Origin of the sequence: Seohaeicola saemankumensis (assembly GCF_021021435.1) — a bacterium.
In the GTDB taxonomy this organism is placed as follows: Bacteria; Pseudomonadota; Alphaproteobacteria; order Rhodobacterales; family Rhodobacteraceae; genus Seohaeicola.
In genome coordinates this window covers 137,284-152,488 of the sequence record NZ_JAINWI010000009.1, presented here as the reverse complement: position 1 = coordinate 152,488, position 15,205 = coordinate 137,284, and the positions used below count along the sequence as shown (strand labels likewise).

Sequence of the window (15,205 nt, the reverse complement as noted above, 5' to 3'; positions counted from 1 at the left end):
AGCATGCCCTATACCCATCGTCGCAAGATCATGTTCAAGGATTGCGATCCCGCGCGCATCGTTTTTTATCCGCGCTATTTCGAGATGCTGAACGATACCGTCGAATGCTTCTTTGACGAGGTGCTGGCCTGCCCCTTCGAGACTTTGCACCACGGCCATGCAGTGCCCACGGCGCGGATCGACACACAGTTCAAGGCACCCAGTCGCTTGGGTGACTGGCTGGATATTACCTTGCGCTGCACAAGACTGGGCCGCAGCGCGCTGGATCTGGAATTTGCGGCGCATTGCAGGGACGAATTGCGCCTGACAGCCGCGTCAACCCTTGTGCATGTGGGGCTGGACGGTCGACCCGTGCCTTGGTCGGGTGGATTGCGTAAGGCATTGGAAGAACACGTGGAAGGAACAGACTGATGACGCATGAGATCATCCAGCCCGAAGGTTGGGCACCCGCCAAAGGCTATGCGAATGGCGTTTTGACGGCTGACGGGACGCTCTATGTTGGCGGGCAGATCGGCTGGGAGGCTGATCAGGTCTTTCGCACGCATGACTTCATCGGCCAGATGGAGCAAGCGCTGCAAAATATCATGGCCGTGGTCGAGGCGGCGGGCGGCGGAGCCGAGCACCTTGTGCGCCTCACATGGTATGTGACCGACAAGGCCGAATATCTGCGCCGCCAATCCGAGGTGGGCCAAGCCTATCGCCATGTCTTGGGGCGCAACTTTCCAGCGATGACGATGGTAGTCGTGGCCGGTCTGGTCGAAGACGAGGCGCTGCTTGAGATCGAGGCTACGGCTGTTATCCCGAAACAGGGCTGATATGCGGCAATGTTGATAATTGTCAACTATGGCGTGTTTATTTCAGGACCAAATGTACTTGAAAACCAAAAAAGGAAAGTTTGCCGCGCGCCTGATGTTACTTTGCCGCGCGCCTGATGTTACTCTGACTTGAAGGTGAAGGCCGGAAGGCGGGAAAATGCCTCGCGCAGGGCAACGCCCCATCCGCTGGATATCTCTTGAAAATAGGGATCATCCCCTTCGATCCGCAGGGTGCGGCCCTGACTCAGGCTGTCTTTCTCGTAGATATGGATATCAAGTGGCGGGCTGACCGACAGGTTGGCCTTGATCGTGCTGTCGAAGGACACCAGCAGCAGTTTGACGGCTTCTTCAAAGCTCATATCGGCGTCGTAGGCACGCAGCAGGATCGGGCGTCCATATTTCGTTTCGCCGATCTGGAAGAAGGGCGTATCGCTGCTGGCTTCGATAAAATTCCCCTCAGGGTAGATCAAGAACAGGCGTTGCTGTCCGTTTTTGACCTGACCGCCCAGTAAAAGCGTCGCGTTGAAGGTGGCATCGGCGCGCTGGCCTGTCATGGCATGGGTCGAAATCACCTCGCGCAGGGTGCTGCCGATCAGGGTGGCCACCTGAAACATACTGTCGGCGGCCATGATGCTGGGGGCGCGGTCCTGCGGGCTTTTCGAGCGTTCTTCCAGCAGGCTGACGACAGCCTGTGTCGTGGCCAGATTCCCTGCGGATAACAAGGTGATGCACCGATCGTCGGCCTCTTCCCAGATGGTCATCTTGCGGAAGACCGAGATGTTATCCACGCCCGAATTCGTGCGTGTGTCCGAGATGAAGACGATACCCTTGTTCAGGGTGAAACCGACACAATAGGTCATGATCTGGGTCCGGACATGGCGCGCGCGCCTTTAGGATGATGTTTGCTGCTGGGCCTGCTGACCCGACTGGCCCTGCGTTTGATCAGGCTCCTGCGCGACTTGCAAGTGGACATTCATCGCTTCGTTGCCGCTCCCCATCCTGTGCCCTTTGATCGGCGAGGCATCCGCGTAATCCAGCCCCAATGCAACGCGGACATAGCGGTCATCCGGGGAAATCCCGTTCGAGACATCGAAACCTACCCAGCCCAGAGGATCAAGGCAGACCTCGCACCATGCGTGGCTGGCATCCTGTTCGGTCCGGTCTTCCATCAACAGATAGCCCGAAACATAGCGCGCGGCATAGCCAAGCGCGCGCGCCACGGCGATCATGATATGCGCGTGATCCTGACAGACACCCTCACCGGCTTCCAAGGCTGTTTCTGCGGTGGTCATGCTGTCGGTGCTGCCCGTGCGCCACGGCACCTGTTCAAGAATCATGGCAGAGAGGCGGTGCATCCGGTCCAGATCGTTCTCGGCCTCAATCCGGCGCGCCTGCGTGACCAGCTTACGCAGGTTTGGCCCGAGTGTCGTGGCAGGCGTCGAGGCGGTGAACATCCAGACAGGTGCCAGCCCGCTATTGGGGCCGATCACGCCGGCATTGTCTTCGGTCTCGATGATGCCTTCGCTGCGGATTTCCACGGTCGTGGCATCGCGGTCGACCAGAACCAGATCGACATGGTTGTTGAACTGGTCGTTGAACGATACTTGCTTGGTCCCGCCCGTGATGGTTGATGTCCAGTCGATCACCTTCTGACCGCGCCCGCCGCGCGGGGTCACGCGCAGTTGCAACAGCGCGTAATGATCGGGAGAGTCATAGCTGTAGGTCGTCACGTGGCTGATTTTCAATCGCATGGCATCCTACCCGTAAAACCGGAAATCCTGCTCGATCTGTTGAGCCAGCGCTGCTGTATCACGGATCGACGCCTTGAGAAACTCGTGCAGGCCCTGATCGAAGATTGCGGCAATCGGCTGATCATAGCAGCGGCACATATCGTCGGCCATTGTCTGTGAGGGCTGGCGCGTGCCGTATTCCCCTTCCAGATGGGACAATTGCTCGCGCGTTTTGGCGCAGCAGAAGGCCATCGAACGCGGCACGCGGCGGTCGAGGATCAGGAATTGGGCGATGCCCTGCGGGGTGGTGTCGCCACCGTTGAGCCAGCTGAACGAGCGTTCCGCCGAGACCGAGCGCAGGATATTTTCCCATTGCGCGTTGTCCATGCTGGTGCCCACGAAAGAGGCCGAGGGCAGCAGGACGTAGTATTTCACGTCCAGAATGCGCGCCGTATTGTCGGAACGTTCCAGAAATGTCCCCATGCGGCAGAAGTTGTAGATCTCGTTTCGCAGCATCGTGCCATGCAGCGCACCGCGCACCACGGCGCTGCGCGTGCGGATGGTCGACAGCACTTCGGCCAGATTGCGTTCGGTCACAGGGCGGGCGAGCGCGGCCTTGACCGCCATCCAGCATTCGTTCACGGCTTCCCAGACTTCCGAGGACAGCGCCGTTCGCACCAGCCTTGCATTGGAACGTGCCGCATTCATCGCCGACATCACGCTTGAGGCGTTGTCGGGATCGCGCAGCAGAAAATTGATCACATGCGCCGAGTCGAAATCGTCGTATTTCTGGCTATAGGCCGGTCGCATGCCAGCTGTTGTGACAACAGACTGCCATTCATTTTCGGCATCCCCCGACCGTGTCAGGGCGATGCGCCAGCCTGCTTCGACCAGACGGGCGATGTTTTCGGCGCGTTCAAGATAGCGGAACATCCAGAACAGTCCGCCTGCGGTTTTTCCCAGCATCGCGTCAGTCCCCCAGTACCCATGTGTCTTTGGTCCCGCCGCCCTGCGACGAGTTCACCACCAGCGAGCCTTCTTTGAGCGCGACCCGCGTCAGGCCGCCCGGCGTGATCTGCACCTTGTTGGGCGAGACCAGCACGAAGGGCCGTAGATCGACATGGCGCGGCGCGAGGCCGCGTTTGGTCATGATCGGCACCGTCGACAGCGCCAGCGTGGGCTGCGCGATGTAATTGGATGGCCGCGCGCGCAACTTCTTTTCGAACCGCGCCAGTTCGCGCTTGCTGGCGGCGGGGCCAACCAGCATCCCATAGCCGCCTGATCCGTGCACTTCCTTGACCACCAGTTCCGACAGATGGTCCAACACATATTTCAGGCTGTCGGCTTCCGAACAACGCCATGTCGGTACGTTCTGCAGAATAGATTTCTCGCCCGTATAGAATTCCACGATATCAGGCATATAGCTGTAAAGCGCCTTGTCATCGGCAATGCCTGTTCCCGGCGCATTGGCCAGCGTGATGCCACCCGCGCGGTAGACATCCATGATGCCCGGCACACCCAGAAGCGAGTTCGGGTTGAAGTTCAGCGGGTCGAGGTAATCATCGTCGATGCGGCGGTAAAGCACGTCGATTGGCGTATAGCCGCGCGTTGTCCGCATGCAGACGCGGCCATCCATGATCTTCAGGTCGTGGCTTTCTACAAGTTCCGCGCCCATCTGGTCGGCGAGAAAAGCGTGTTCGAAATAGGCCGAGTTGTGGATGCCAGGCGTCAGAACGGCGACTTCCGGCTTGTCGCCGTTAAAGGCAGGCGGGGCGCAATCCGACAGCGAGCGGCGCAGGTTTTGCGGGTAGCTGGAGACAGGGCGCACCTTGAGGCGGGTGAACAACTCGGGGAACATCTGGAGCATCGTCTCGCGGTTTTCCAGCATGTAACTGACACCGGACGGGGTGCGGGCGTTGTCTTCCAGCACGTAGAATTCGTTGTCGCCGGTGCGAACCAGATCGGTGCCGACGATATGTGTATAGACGCCGCCGGGCGGGTTGACGCCGATCATCTGGGGCAAGAATGCCTCGTTCCGCGCGATCAACTCGACCGGAACGCGGCCTGCGCGCAGGATTTCCTGACGGTGATAGATGTCATGCAGGAATGCGTTGATCGCGCGCACCCGCTGCGCGATGCCTTCCTCCAGCCGCGACCATTCGCGCGCCGAAATGATGCGGGGCACCACATCGAAAGGGATCAGCCGTTCGTCGGCCTCTTGCTGGCCATAGACGTTGAAGGTGATACCGATCCGCCGGAAAAATGCCTCAGCCTCTTCGGATTTCCGCCGCAGGTGGCGGATATCCTCGGTCTGGAACCACTCGTTATAGCGCGCATAGGGCTGACGTGCCGCGCCGGCGCTGTCGAACATCTCGTCAAAGAAACGGCTTTGTTTGTCCATGTGCTCACGTTAGAGGAGGGATTGGTCTTTGCAAAGGTGGCCTGATTAAGGCCTGTCAGCAAAACGAAAATCAACGAGCGGTCCAATTTTTGCGCGCAATCCATGGGCATTTCGCCTATTTATTGTGCATATCATGGCTGCACCTGTCCGCAGAGCGTAATCCGCGTGTCCCAATCGGCGCAATGGCGTGTCAGAGCGGGCGGAAATTCCTGATCTGTATAGACCTGATCTATCTGGCGTAGCGATCCGATGCGCGCAGGCGCCGCGCGGTGCATTTTGGAATGGTCTGCCACCAGACATGTGCGCCTCGCCTGCCGGATGATTGACTGGCTGACGCTGACTTCCTGCGCATCGAAATCCAGAAGATCGCCGTCAATATCCATCGCCGAACAGCCGATCACGGCGATATCCACCTTGAACTGTTCTATCACGCCAGCGGTCAGGGGGCCGACCAACCCGCCATCGGTGCGCCGCAGAATGCCGCCTGCCAGAATAATCTCGGCCTCGGGATTGGCGACAAGAATATTGGCCACATTCATATTGTTGGTCACGACCATCAGGTTGCGGTGATGCAGCAATTCACGCGCCACCGCTTCGGTCGTGGTGCCGATGTTCAGGAAAACCGACGCGCCTTCGGGAATGTCCTGCGCGCAGACCCGCGCGATAACTGCCTTGGCGGCGGCATTCAGGCGGCGGCGTTCATCATAGCCGATATTGGTGACGCCGGAAGGCAGGATCGCGCCGCCATGGACGCGTTCCAGTTTTCCCGCCTCGGCCAACTCGGTCAGGTCGCGGCGGATAGTCTGCACAGTCACGCCAAACCGTTCAGCCAGCCCGTCGACAGTGACCTTGCCTTCGGTGCGTGCGATTTCAAGGATATCGGGGTGGCGAAATGTCTGGCTCAACGCGGCTCTCCTTGTCGGACCGACTATTTTTGAAAAACCGGAGCCGCGCAAGCGGGCTTTCACGGGTTTGTTTCGTTTCATGGGTGATAACGAACATAAACGAAAGCAAACGACTTGACCCGACGAGCTGGTGGGATAGAGATGAGCGTCAGGACACTCTTTCCGCCCCCTTCAATCAGGCCATTGCCGTGACCGATCTTGTGCCCCCAGCCGCCGACCCCGTTGACTTGCTGATCATCGGCGGCGGGATCAACGGCTGCGGTATCGCGCGCGATGCGGCGGGGAGGGGTCTGCGTGTGACGTTGGCCGAGATGGGCGATCTGGCGCAGGCCACATCGTCAGCCTCGACCAAGCTGTTCCATGGCGGGTTGCGTTATCTGGAATATTTCGAGTTTCGCCTTGTGCGCGAAGCTCTGCAAGAGCGTGAAGTGCTCCTGCGTGCGATGCCGCATATCAGTTGGCCCATGCGGTTCGTGCTGCCCTATCATCCTGATATGCGCTTTGAAGGAGAAACGCCGACCTCGCGTTTGTTGGGGGTGTTGATGCCGTGGATGCGTGGACGGCGCCCAGCCTGGTTGATCCGGCTTGGCCTTTTTCTTTATGACACCATGGGGGGGCGGCAGGTTCTGCCCGCCACGCGCACGCTGGACTTGCGGGCCGATGCTGCAGGAAAGCCGTTGCAGGACAGGTTCGAAAAAGCGTTCGAGTATTCCGATGTCTGGGTCGAGGACAGCCGCCTTGTGGCACTGAATGCCCGCGATGCCGCCGCGCGCGGGGCGACGATCCTGACCCACACCAAGGTCAGCGCGGCGCAGCGCGATGGTGCTTTGTGGCAGGTGACGCTGACCGACAGCATAACAGGTGCAACGCGCGTGGTGCAGGCGAGGATGCTGGTCAACGCGGCGGGGCCCTGGGTGCGTGACGTGATCCAGGGTGTCGCGGGTCTGAACAGTCCGGCCAATGTCCGGCTGGTGCGCGGCAGCCATATCGTGGTGCCGCGCCTGTTTGACCACGACAAATGCTATTTCCTGCAGGGCACTGACGGGCGTATCATTTTCGCCATTCCCTACGAGGGGGATTTCACCCTGATCGGCACGACCGATGCCGACCATCCCGATGCAGGGGAAAAGCCCGTCTGCTCACCTGCGGAGGCGGATTATCTGCTGGGCTTGGCCAATGCCTATTTCAAGCGGCAACTGACGCAGGATGATATCGTATGGACCTATTCGGGCGTGCGTCCGCTTTACGATGACGGGGCCAGTTCGGCCACCGCGGCAACGCGGGATTATGTGCTCAAGCTGGATACAGGACAGGGCGCGCCGATGCTGAATGTCTTTGGCGGCAAGATCACCACCTATCGCCGTCTGGCCGAGGCGGCGTTGGCGCAGATCGCGGTGCAACTGTCTGTGGATCAACCGAAATGGACTGATGGCGTGCCATTGCCGGGGGGCGATTTTCCGGTAGACGGTGTTGAGACCATGATTGCCGATCTTTGCAAGCGCTTTGCCTTTCTGGACGCAGCGCAGGCCCGCCGCCTTGTGCGCGCCTATGGAACAGATGCTGAACTGATCCTTGACGGGGCAAGCAGCAAGGCCGATCTGGGGCCGGATTTCGGTGCCGGTCTGACTGGGGCCGAGGTGCGCTGGCTGATGCAGCATGAATTTGCCCGCGACGCGCAAGATATCCTGTGGCGGCGCAGCAAGCTGGGCTTACGATTTACACCGGATCAGGTGAAGGCGCTGCAGGACTGGATGGTGTCGCCGCTGCGATAGTGGCAAGCAGGGCTGCGCCGGTCTGATCGGCAAGGCAACGGGAAGGGGAGGTCTCGATGAAACATATTCTGGCGCTCGATCAGGGTACAACCTCGTCCCGGGCGATCCTTTTCAACGCCTCCATGCGACCCGTTGCGACCGCACGGCAGGAATTCACGCAGCATTTTCCCGCCTCGGGCTGGGTCGAGCATGATGCGACCGATCTTTGGGAAAGCACGGCAGCCACTGCGCGCGAGGTGATGCAAAAGGCAGGTTTGCAGGCAAGCGATATCGCCGCCATCGGGCTGACCAACCAGCGCGAGACGACGCTGGTCTGGGACCGCAAAACCGGTCAGCCGATCCACCGCGCGATTGTCTGGCAAGACCGCCGCACGGCCGATCTGTGCGCCGAGTTGCGCGCGCAGGGCGTCGAACCGCTGATCGCGGCGCAGACGGGGCTTTTGCTGGATCCTTATTTCTCGGGCACCAAACTGAAATGGCTGCTTGATCATGTCGAAGGCGCGCGGGCGCGCGCTGTCAGGGGCGAACTGGCCTTCGGAACGGTGGATAGCTGGCTGATTTGGAACCTGACCGGCGGCAAGGTGCACGCGACCGATGCCACCAATGCAGCGCGCACCCTTCTTTATGATATCCGGCGCGGCTGCTGGAGTGCCGAGATCTGCGATATATTGGGTATTCCGATGCAGATGCTGCCCGAAGTGCGCGATTGCGCCGCCGATTTCGGCATGACCACGCCAGATCTGCTGGGTCAACCCGTCCCGATCCTTGGCGTGGCCGGTGATCAGCAAGCCGCCGGTATCGGGCAGGCCTGTTTCGAACCCGGCATGATGAAATCCACCTATGGCACCGGCTGTTTTGCCTTGCTCAATACCGGCGACGTGCCGGTTGTCTCGTCCAACCGGTTGCTGACCACGATTGCCTACCAGTTCGACGGGCGGCCCAGCTATGCGCTGGAAGGGTCGATTTTCATCGCTGGCGCTGTCGTCCAGTGGTTGCGCGATGGGTTGAAGATCATCCGCGCGGCGCGGGATACCCAGCCGCTGGCCGAAGCAGCCGATCCCGCACAACGGGTCACGTTGGTGCCAGCCTTCACAGGGCTTGGCGCGCCTTGGTGGAATCCCGAATGCCGCGGGGCAGTCTACGGGCTGACGCGCAATACCGGCCCTGCCGAGATGGCGCGTGCGGCACTGGAAAGCGTGGGGTTCCAGACGCGCGATCTGTGGCAGGCAATGCAGGCCGACTGGCCGCGTTATGACAGTGCCCGCGCCGTGCTGCGCGTCGATGGCGGTATGGCGGCCTCGGACTGGACGATGCAATTTCTGGCAGACATTCTGGGCGCACCGGTGGACCGGCCCGAAGGTGTGGAAACCACGGCGCTGGGTGCGGCATGGCTGGCGGGGATGCGGGCTGGCCTTTATCCCGATCAGGCCGGATTTGCCGCGACATGGGCGTTGGAGCGGCGGTTTAGTCCTGTGATGCCAGCCCCTGACCGCGAGGCGCGCTATGACATATGGTGCAAGGCTGTGGCCGCGACTCTAGCCATGACGGGCTGATCCGCCGCTGCTTCTTGTCGCGTGTTAGCAGTTCGCCCGCCGCCCGATGTTGCGGCGATGGAACATCCCTCGCGCCCTCTGGTCGAGACCCCTGATATGCGGATCATCCTGTCTGACGGGTGCCGGTTTTCCGCCCGTGTCTGGATGCCGGATGATGCGCCCTTTACTTGTGCGCGCGATCCTTGAATTTCTGCTCTATCGCAAGCGCGACGGCACGGCGGTGCGGGATGCGCTGACGTAACCGTGAATGGCGGCGCGGGGCTATGCCTGTATCCGCATGGATCTGCGCGGCAATGGCGATAGCGATGGGCTGATGTGGGATGAATGCAGCGCACAGGAATTATCGGATGCGGTCGAGGTGATCCTCGGGCCGGCCGCGCGGCGCTGGTGGGGTCGCTGGCTCAATGCGGTCCCCAACGGGGCCGAGAATGATCCAGCCTATCGCCAGTATCTGAGGAGGGGGTGCGCCCTGCGATACGGTATGCGGATCATCCGGATGATCTGCTATCGGCCCGTCGACGCACCTACTGGACGACGGAAGTGGAGCGCGACGGGATCGTGACCGGCACCGAAACATGTGCCGAAATGTCGGCGGATGCCGCACATTTCCATCAGCGGGCCAGACCCGAGGCATCAGAGAGCGAGGGCGCTGCGGTGCGGCTGATCTCTGCGCGCGAACAGGAAGACAGGATCGGCGGGATTTTTTTGTAGCCTGCTGGCGGGTTTCTTTTCGCTGGACGTCGCATTTGTCACAGGCTTGTCGCAGTCAGGAGCTTTTTTGGTTGAACACTGGGGCGCGATAGGCAAAAGTTGACTCAGCAGTCAACAACCCGTGACGGTCACGGTCCCCTGCCAGGCCCCCTGTAAGGCCGCTCGGCAGGACCATGAGACATCCTTGGCAGGGCATCCTGACAGAAGGTTGGTAGACTTGAATCAGAATCGCGCAAAGCGAACAAATGACAACAGGGAGATGACGATGGCCGGAAAGATCGACCAGAACCAACTAGATTACTTGAAGGTGCGTGCCGGTATGGGCCGCATTTCACGGCGTGAATTCATCGGTCGCATGGGCGCCTTGGGTGTCAGCGCCGCGATGGCAGGCACATTCTATGCACAAGCCGTGCATGCTGCGGGCCCCGTCAAGGGGGGCACAATGCGGATGGGTGTGTCGGGCGGCGAAAGCACCAACTCGCTTGATCCGGCACTCGCGGCAAGCCCGGTGCCCTATAACGTGCTGAACCAGTTCGGCGAGACACTGGTAAACGTGGATGAAACCGGCGGTCTGGAAATGCGTCTGGCGGAATCGGTCGAGGCGTCGGCAGATGCCAAGACTTGGATGTTCAAAATCCGTTCCGGTGTGGAATTCCACAATGGCAAGCCGCTGACCGCCGAGGATGTGATGCGCACGATGGAGCGTCACTCGAACGAGGACAGCAAGTCGGGTGCCTTGGGTATCATGCGCGGCATCACCTCGATGAAGGTCGAGGGCGATATGTTTATTGTGGGTCTGGATACAGCCAATGCCGACCTGCCGTTCCTGCTGGGCGACTATCACCTGATGATTCAGCCGGATGGCGGTTTCGACAATCCGGCGGCAGGCATCGGCACCGGCCCCTACATGGTCGAGGCGGACGAGCCCGGCGTGCGCCACCTGTTCAAGCGCAACCCGAATTACTGGGACAGCAACCTTGCCCATGTGGACGAGGTCGAAATCCTTGCGATCAACGACACCACCGCGCGGATGGGCGCGCTGCAATCGGGGCAGGTGCATATCGTCAACCGCGTCGATCCCAAGGTTGCGGCGCTGCTGGACCGTGCGCCTGGCCTGTCGGTCAAAAGCGTGGCTGGTCCCGGCCACTACGTCTTCATCATGCATTGCGATACCGAACCGTTCCTGAACAACGATCTGCGGCTGGCGCTGAAATATGCGATCGACCGCGAGGATATGGTGGACAAGATCCTGCGCGGCTATGGCTCGGTCGGCAACGACATGCCGGTCAACGCCGCTTATCCGCTGTTTGACGAAAGCATCGAGCAGCGCGCCTATGATCCCGAGAAAGCCGCCGAACATTACGCCAAATCGGGCCACGACGGCAGCCCGATCATCCTGCGTGTCTCGGATGTCGCCTTCCCGGGTGCGGTCGAGGCGGCACAGTTGTTCGAGCAGACCGCCAAGGCAGCCGGTATCCCGCTGGAACTGAAGCGCGAACCGGGTGACGGTTACTGGTCCGAGGTCTGGAACGTGCAGCCCTTCAGCGCATCCTATTGGGGCGGACGTCCGGTGCAGGACCAGATGTATTCAACAGCTTACCTGTCCACGGCGGACTGGAACGACACCCGCTTCAAGCGTGACGATTTCGATGCGCTACTGTTGCAGGCACGTGGCGAACTGGATGAGGAAAAGCGCAAGGCGCTTTACAGCCAGATGGGCACGATGATCCGTGACGAGGGTGGCCTGATCTGCCCGATGTTCAACGATTTCGTCGAAGGCGTCAGCGACAAGGTGCAAGGCTGGGTCGCTGACCCGACTGGCGAACTGATGTCCGGCACGGCGTCACACCGGTGCTGGCTCACGGCCTGACGGGGGCCTGCTGAATGCACCCGATCCTGATACTGGTGTCCCAGCGCATTGCGCTGGGCCTCCTTCTGCTTTTTGCGGCCTCGGTGCTGATCTTCGCAGGCACGATGATCCTGCCGGGCGATGTGGCGCAATCCATTCTGGGCCAATCCGCGACGCCTGAAGCACTGGCGAACCTGCGCGCTGAACTAGGCCTGAACGAGCCGCCCGTTACCCGCTATTTCAACTGGCTTTTCGGCGCGATGCAGGGCGATCTTGGCGTGGCCCTGACCAATGGTCAGGATATTGCGGACGCGCTGGGGCGGCGCTTGGGCAATACGCTTTTTCTGGCTTTCTGGGCGGCGGTCATTGCCGTGCCTTTGGCGATTTTTCTGGGCCTGCTGGCCGTGCGCTATCGTAATCGCTGGCCCGACAAGCTGATTTCAGGGGTCACGCTGGCCTCGATCTCGATCCCCGAATTCCTGATCGGTTATCTGCTGGTCTATTTCGTGGCTGTCAAACTGGGCTGGTTCTCGTCCGTGGCGATGATCAATGACAGCATGAGCCTTGGCGACAAGCTGAGTGCCATCGCCCTGCCGGTGGCGGTTCTGGTGCTGGTCGTGCTGGCCCATATGATGCGGATGACCCGTGCTGCGATCCTGAACGTGATGCAATCGGCCTATATCGAGACTGCCGAACTCAAAGGACTGTCGGGGTTCAACGTGATCTTCCGCCATGCCTTTCCCAATGCCATCTCGCCCATCGTCAATGTGGTGATGCTGAACCTTGCCTATCTGGTGGTAGGCGTTGTCGTGGTCGAGGTCGTCTTTGTCTATCCCGGCATGGGGCAATTTCTGGTCGATCATGTCAGCAAGCGGGATGTGCCGGTTGTGCAGGCCTGCGGGCTGGTCTTCGCCGCTGTCTATATCGGGTTGAACATGGTGGCCGATATCGTAGCGATCCTGTCCAACCCAAGGCTGAGGCATCCGAAATGAGCCGTATCCCGCTTTCCGCGCTGGTCGGGCTTGTGTTCACGGGGGCCTATTTTCTGGCGGCGATCTTTGCGCCCTTCATCACCCCCTATGGCATGTCCGAGATTGTCGGCGATGTGTGGGAACCGATGTCGCGCACCCATCTTCTGGGCACAGACAGTATCGGGCGCGACCTTCTGACCCGCATGATCTATGGTGGGCGCACAACGATCTTTATCGCCACGATGGCCACGTTGTTGTCTTTCACCACAGGCGCCGTGCTGGGCTTTCTTGCGGCGGTGATCGGGGGCTGGATTGATCAGGCGCTGTCGCGGTTTGTCGATCTTGTCATGGCGATCCCCTCGCTGATCTTCGCGCTGGTGGTGCTGTCGGTGATGCCGGTCACGATCCCTGTGCTGATCATGGTAATGGGCCTGCTGGATTCCACCCGCGTCTACCGTCTGGCCCGCGCGGTGGCGGTCGATATCAATGTGATGGATTTTGTCGAGGCCGCCCGCCTGCGTGGCGAGGGCCGGAGCTGGATCATCTTCCGCGAGATCCTGCCCAATGCGTTGTCGCCGCTGGTGGCGGAAATGGGGCTGCGTTTCATCTTTATGGTGCTGTTCGTCTCGACCCTGTCGTTCCTCGGGCTGGGTGTGCAACCGCCCAATGCCGATTGGGGCGGGATCGTGAAGGAAAACAAGGAAGGCATCGTTTACGGTATTGCCGCAGCACTTGTGCCAGCCTTTGCTATCGCGACGCTGGCGATTTCGGTCAATCTGGTGGCGGATTGGGTCTTGAACCGCACCACAAGCCTGAAAGGAGGGCGCGGTGGCTGATCCTCTGCTGACGATACGCAATCTGAAGATCGAGGCCACGGCCTATCCTCCGGGCGAGCCTCCGCAAGACATCACCATTGTCGAAGGCGTCAGTTTCGCGCTGGACAAGGGGCGCGTGATGGGGCTGATCGGGGAAAGCGGTGCGGGCAAATCTACGATCGGCCTGTCGGCAATGGCTTACGGGCGTGGCGGGGTCCGCATCACCGGCGGCACTGTCACCGTGAACGGGCGCGATATCCTCAAGCTGGGCACGCGCGAGATGCGCAAGCTTCGCGGGGCAGAGGTCACATATGTCGCGCAATCGGCAGCTGCCGCCTTCAATCCTGCCAAGCGGATCATGGAACAGGTAATCGAGGCGACGCTGGAACATGACCGCGCCAGCAAATCCGAGGCCGAGGCGCGCGCGCGCAGGCTCTTCGCCACGCTGGGCCTGCCCGATCCCGATAACTTCGGCAACCGCTACCCGCATCAGGTGTCGGGCGGGCAGTTGCAGCGCGCGATGACCGCGCTGGCACTGTGCCCGCATCCCGATCTGGTGATCTTCGACGAGCCGACAACCGCGCTGGATGTCACAACCCAGATCGACGTGCTGGCCGCGATCAAGGATGCGATCCGCGAAACAGGGGTGGCCGCACTTTACATCACGCATGATCTGGCCGTGGTCGCGCAGGTCAGCGACGAGATCATGGTGCTGAAAGGCGGCCAGATGGTCGAGCATGGCTCGACCGACCACATCATCAACACCCCGCGCGAGGAGTATACCCGCGCGCTGGTCTCGGTCCGGTCTATCGAGCATACGGAAAAAGCGCCCTCGGACGATCCGGTGCTGCGGGTCGAACATATCACGGCGCGCTACCGCGGCACCAATTTCGACGTCTTGCATGATGTGAATGTCGAGGTGCATACCGGCCAGACATTGGCCGTGGTCGGTGAAAGCGGATCTGGGAAATCCACGCTGGCACGTGTCATCACGGGACTATTACCACCATCCGAAGGGCAAATCACCTTTGCAGACAGGTCTCTCTCGACCGCCCTTGCAGGGCGTTCCCCAGAGGATCTGCGCGAGGTGCAGATGATCTACCAGATGGCGGATGTGGCGATGAATCCGCGCCAGACCGTGGGCACCATCATCGGTCGTCCGCTGGAGTTCTATTTCGGCCTGAAAGGCAAAGCCAAGCGCGACCGTATCGCCGAATTGCTGGACGCGATCGAAATGGGCAACGGCTTTATCGACCGCTATCCGGCCGAACTGTCGGGCGGGCAGAAACAGCGCGTCTGCATCGCCCGCGCATTGGCCGCAAAGCCGCGCCTGATCATCTGTGACGAGGTGACATCCGCGCTGGACCCGCTGGTCGCCGATGGCATCCTCAAGCTGTTGCTGGCCTTGCAGAAACGCGAGGATGTGGCCTATCTTTTTATCACGCATGATCTGGCCACGGTGCGCGCTATCGCGGACAGTATCGCCGTGATGTATCAGGGCAAGGTCGTGCGCTACGGTCCCAAGAGCGAGGTTCTGGCCCCGCCCTTCGACGATTACACCGATCTGCTTTTGTCCTCGGTACCCGAGATGCGGCTGGGCTGGCTGGAAGAGGTCATCGCCCATCGCAAGATGGAAAGCGCCGGACACTAGATATCCGCCTGCTGTGCAGGGATATTTCCGGC

14 protein-coding genes are annotated in these 15,205 nt (G+C 60.6%); 9 read left to right on the top strand and 5 right to left on the bottom strand.

All coding sequences use genetic code 11. From position 1 onward, the window contains the following. Nucleotides 1-3: 3 nt before the first annotated feature. Nucleotides 4-411 carry an acyl-CoA thioesterase gene (locus K7H22_RS06050; RefSeq protein ID WP_230799835.1) on the top strand — a complete coding sequence of 136 codons (408 nt, stop codon included), beginning with the start codon at nucleotides 4-6 and terminating at the stop codon, nucleotides 409-411. Beyond that, nucleotides 411-815, top strand: coding sequence for a RidA family protein (locus tag K7H22_RS06045; RefSeq protein WP_230799834.1), 405 nt, complete (start codon nucleotides 411-413; stop codon nucleotides 813-815). Before K7H22_RS06050 ends, K7H22_RS06045 begins: the two co-directional genes overlap by 1 nt. A gap of 119 nt (nucleotides 816-934) precedes the next feature. Here the strand turns inward: K7H22_RS06045 and K7H22_RS06040 are convergent, their stop codons facing one another. The 5 genes from K7H22_RS06040 to K7H22_RS06020 all read right to left on the bottom strand — a co-directional run bounded on the left by K7H22_RS06040 (nucleotide 935) and on the right by K7H22_RS06020 (nucleotide 5,851). After that, a complete protein-coding gene (locus K7H22_RS06040; RefSeq protein ID WP_230799833.1) occupies nucleotides 935-1,675 on the bottom strand; it encodes a peptidase in 741 nt (246 codons plus the stop codon). Nucleotides 1,676-1,705: 30 nt separating this feature from the next. Next, nucleotides 1,706-2,566, bottom strand: a complete 861-nt coding sequence (locus K7H22_RS06035; RefSeq protein ID WP_230799832.1) for a transglutaminase family protein — start codon at nucleotides 2,564-2,566, stop codon at nucleotides 1,706-1,708. A gap of 6 nt (nucleotides 2,567-2,572) precedes the next feature. Then, a complete protein-coding gene (locus K7H22_RS06030) occupies nucleotides 2,573-3,511 on the bottom strand; it encodes an alpha-E domain-containing protein (protein WP_230799831.1) in 939 nt (312 codons plus the stop codon). 4 nt (nucleotides 3,512-3,515) lie between these two features. Beyond that, complete coding sequence (locus K7H22_RS06025; RefSeq protein WP_230799830.1) at nucleotides 3,516-4,946, bottom strand: circularly permuted type 2 ATP-grasp protein; 1,431 nt, start codon at nucleotides 4,944-4,946, stop codon at nucleotides 3,516-3,518. A gap of 131 nt (nucleotides 4,947-5,077) precedes the next feature. After that, nucleotides 5,078-5,851, bottom strand: a complete 774-nt coding sequence (locus K7H22_RS06020) for a DeoR/GlpR family DNA-binding transcription regulator (protein WP_230799829.1) — start codon at nucleotides 5,849-5,851, stop codon at nucleotides 5,078-5,080. Between the two features lie 188 nt (nucleotides 5,852-6,039). Here K7H22_RS06020 and glpD point away from each other — a divergent pair, with 188 nt between their 5' ends. The 7 genes from glpD (at nucleotide 6,040) to K7H22_RS05985 (ending at nucleotide 15,173) form a co-directional block, all read left to right on the top strand. After that, a complete protein-coding gene (glpD, locus tag K7H22_RS06015) occupies nucleotides 6,040-7,623 on the top strand; it encodes a glycerol-3-phosphate dehydrogenase (protein WP_230799828.1) in 1,584 nt (527 codons plus the stop codon). Between the two features lie 56 nt (nucleotides 7,624-7,679). Next, nucleotides 7,680-9,176: a glycerol kinase GlpK gene (glpK, locus tag K7H22_RS06010; protein WP_230799827.1), complete on the top strand. Its 1,497-nt coding sequence runs from the start codon at nucleotides 7,680-7,682 to the stop codon at nucleotides 9,174-9,176. Between the two features lie 247 nt (nucleotides 9,177-9,423). Further along, entirely contained in the window at nucleotides 9,424-9,738 is a 315-nt protein-coding gene (locus K7H22_RS20225; protein ID WP_419248154.1) for a CocE/NonD family hydrolase, read from the top strand. 414 nt (nucleotides 9,739-10,152) lie between these two features. Beyond that, on the top strand, nucleotides 10,153-11,757 hold the full coding sequence (locus tag K7H22_RS06000) for an ABC transporter substrate-binding protein (RefSeq protein WP_230799826.1): 1,605 nt from the start codon (nucleotides 10,153-10,155) through the stop codon (nucleotides 11,755-11,757). A gap of 14 nt (nucleotides 11,758-11,771) precedes the next feature. Further along, on the top strand, nucleotides 11,772-12,728 hold the full coding sequence (locus K7H22_RS05995; RefSeq protein WP_230799825.1) for an ABC transporter permease: 957 nt from the start codon (nucleotides 11,772-11,774) through the stop codon (nucleotides 12,726-12,728). Beyond that, nucleotides 12,725-13,543: an ABC transporter permease gene (locus K7H22_RS05990; protein WP_230799824.1), complete on the top strand. Its 819-nt coding sequence runs from the start codon at nucleotides 12,725-12,727 to the stop codon at nucleotides 13,541-13,543. The genes K7H22_RS05995 and K7H22_RS05990 overlap by 4 nt, the downstream gene beginning before the upstream one ends. Further along, complete coding sequence (locus K7H22_RS05985) at nucleotides 13,536-15,173, top strand: ABC transporter ATP-binding protein (RefSeq protein ID WP_230799823.1); 1,638 nt, start codon at nucleotides 13,536-13,538, stop codon at nucleotides 15,171-15,173. Before K7H22_RS05990 ends, K7H22_RS05985 begins: the two co-directional genes overlap by 8 nt. Nucleotides 15,174-15,205 lie beyond the last annotated feature (32 nt).

Coding starts and splice junctions, on each gene's coding strand:
- K7H22_RS06050 (WP_230799835.1), top strand. CDS start 4: ATGCCCTATACCCATCGTCGCAAGATCATGTTCAAGGATTGCGATCCC.
- K7H22_RS06045 (WP_230799834.1), top strand. CDS start 411: ATGACGCATGAGATCATCCAGCCCGAAGGTTGGGCACCCGCCAAAGGC.
- K7H22_RS06040 (WP_230799833.1), bottom strand. CDS start 1,675: ATGACCTATTGTGTCGGTTTCACCCTGAACAAGGGTATCGTCTTCATC.
- K7H22_RS06035 (WP_230799832.1), bottom strand. CDS start 2,566: ATGCGATTGAAAATCAGCCACGTGACGACCTACAGCTATGACTCTCCC.
- K7H22_RS06030 (WP_230799831.1), bottom strand. CDS start 3,511: ATGCTGGGAAAAACCGCAGGCGGACTGTTCTGGATGTTCCGCTATCTT.
- K7H22_RS06025 (WP_230799830.1), bottom strand. CDS start 4,946: ATGGACAAACAAAGCCGTTTCTTTGACGAGATGTTCGACAGCGCCGGC.
- glpK (WP_230799827.1), top strand. CDS start 7,680: ATGAAACATATTCTGGCGCTCGATCAGGGTACAACCTCGTCCCGGGCG.
- K7H22_RS20225 (WP_419248154.1), top strand. CDS start 9,424: ATGGCGGCGCGGGGCTATGCCTGTATCCGCATGGATCTGCGCGGCAAT.
- K7H22_RS06000 (WP_230799826.1), top strand. CDS start 10,153: ATGGCCGGAAAGATCGACCAGAACCAACTAGATTACTTGAAGGTGCGT.
- K7H22_RS05995 (WP_230799825.1), top strand. CDS start 11,772: ATGCACCCGATCCTGATACTGGTGTCCCAGCGCATTGCGCTGGGCCTC.
- K7H22_RS05990 (WP_230799824.1), top strand. CDS start 12,725: ATGAGCCGTATCCCGCTTTCCGCGCTGGTCGGGCTTGTGTTCACGGGG.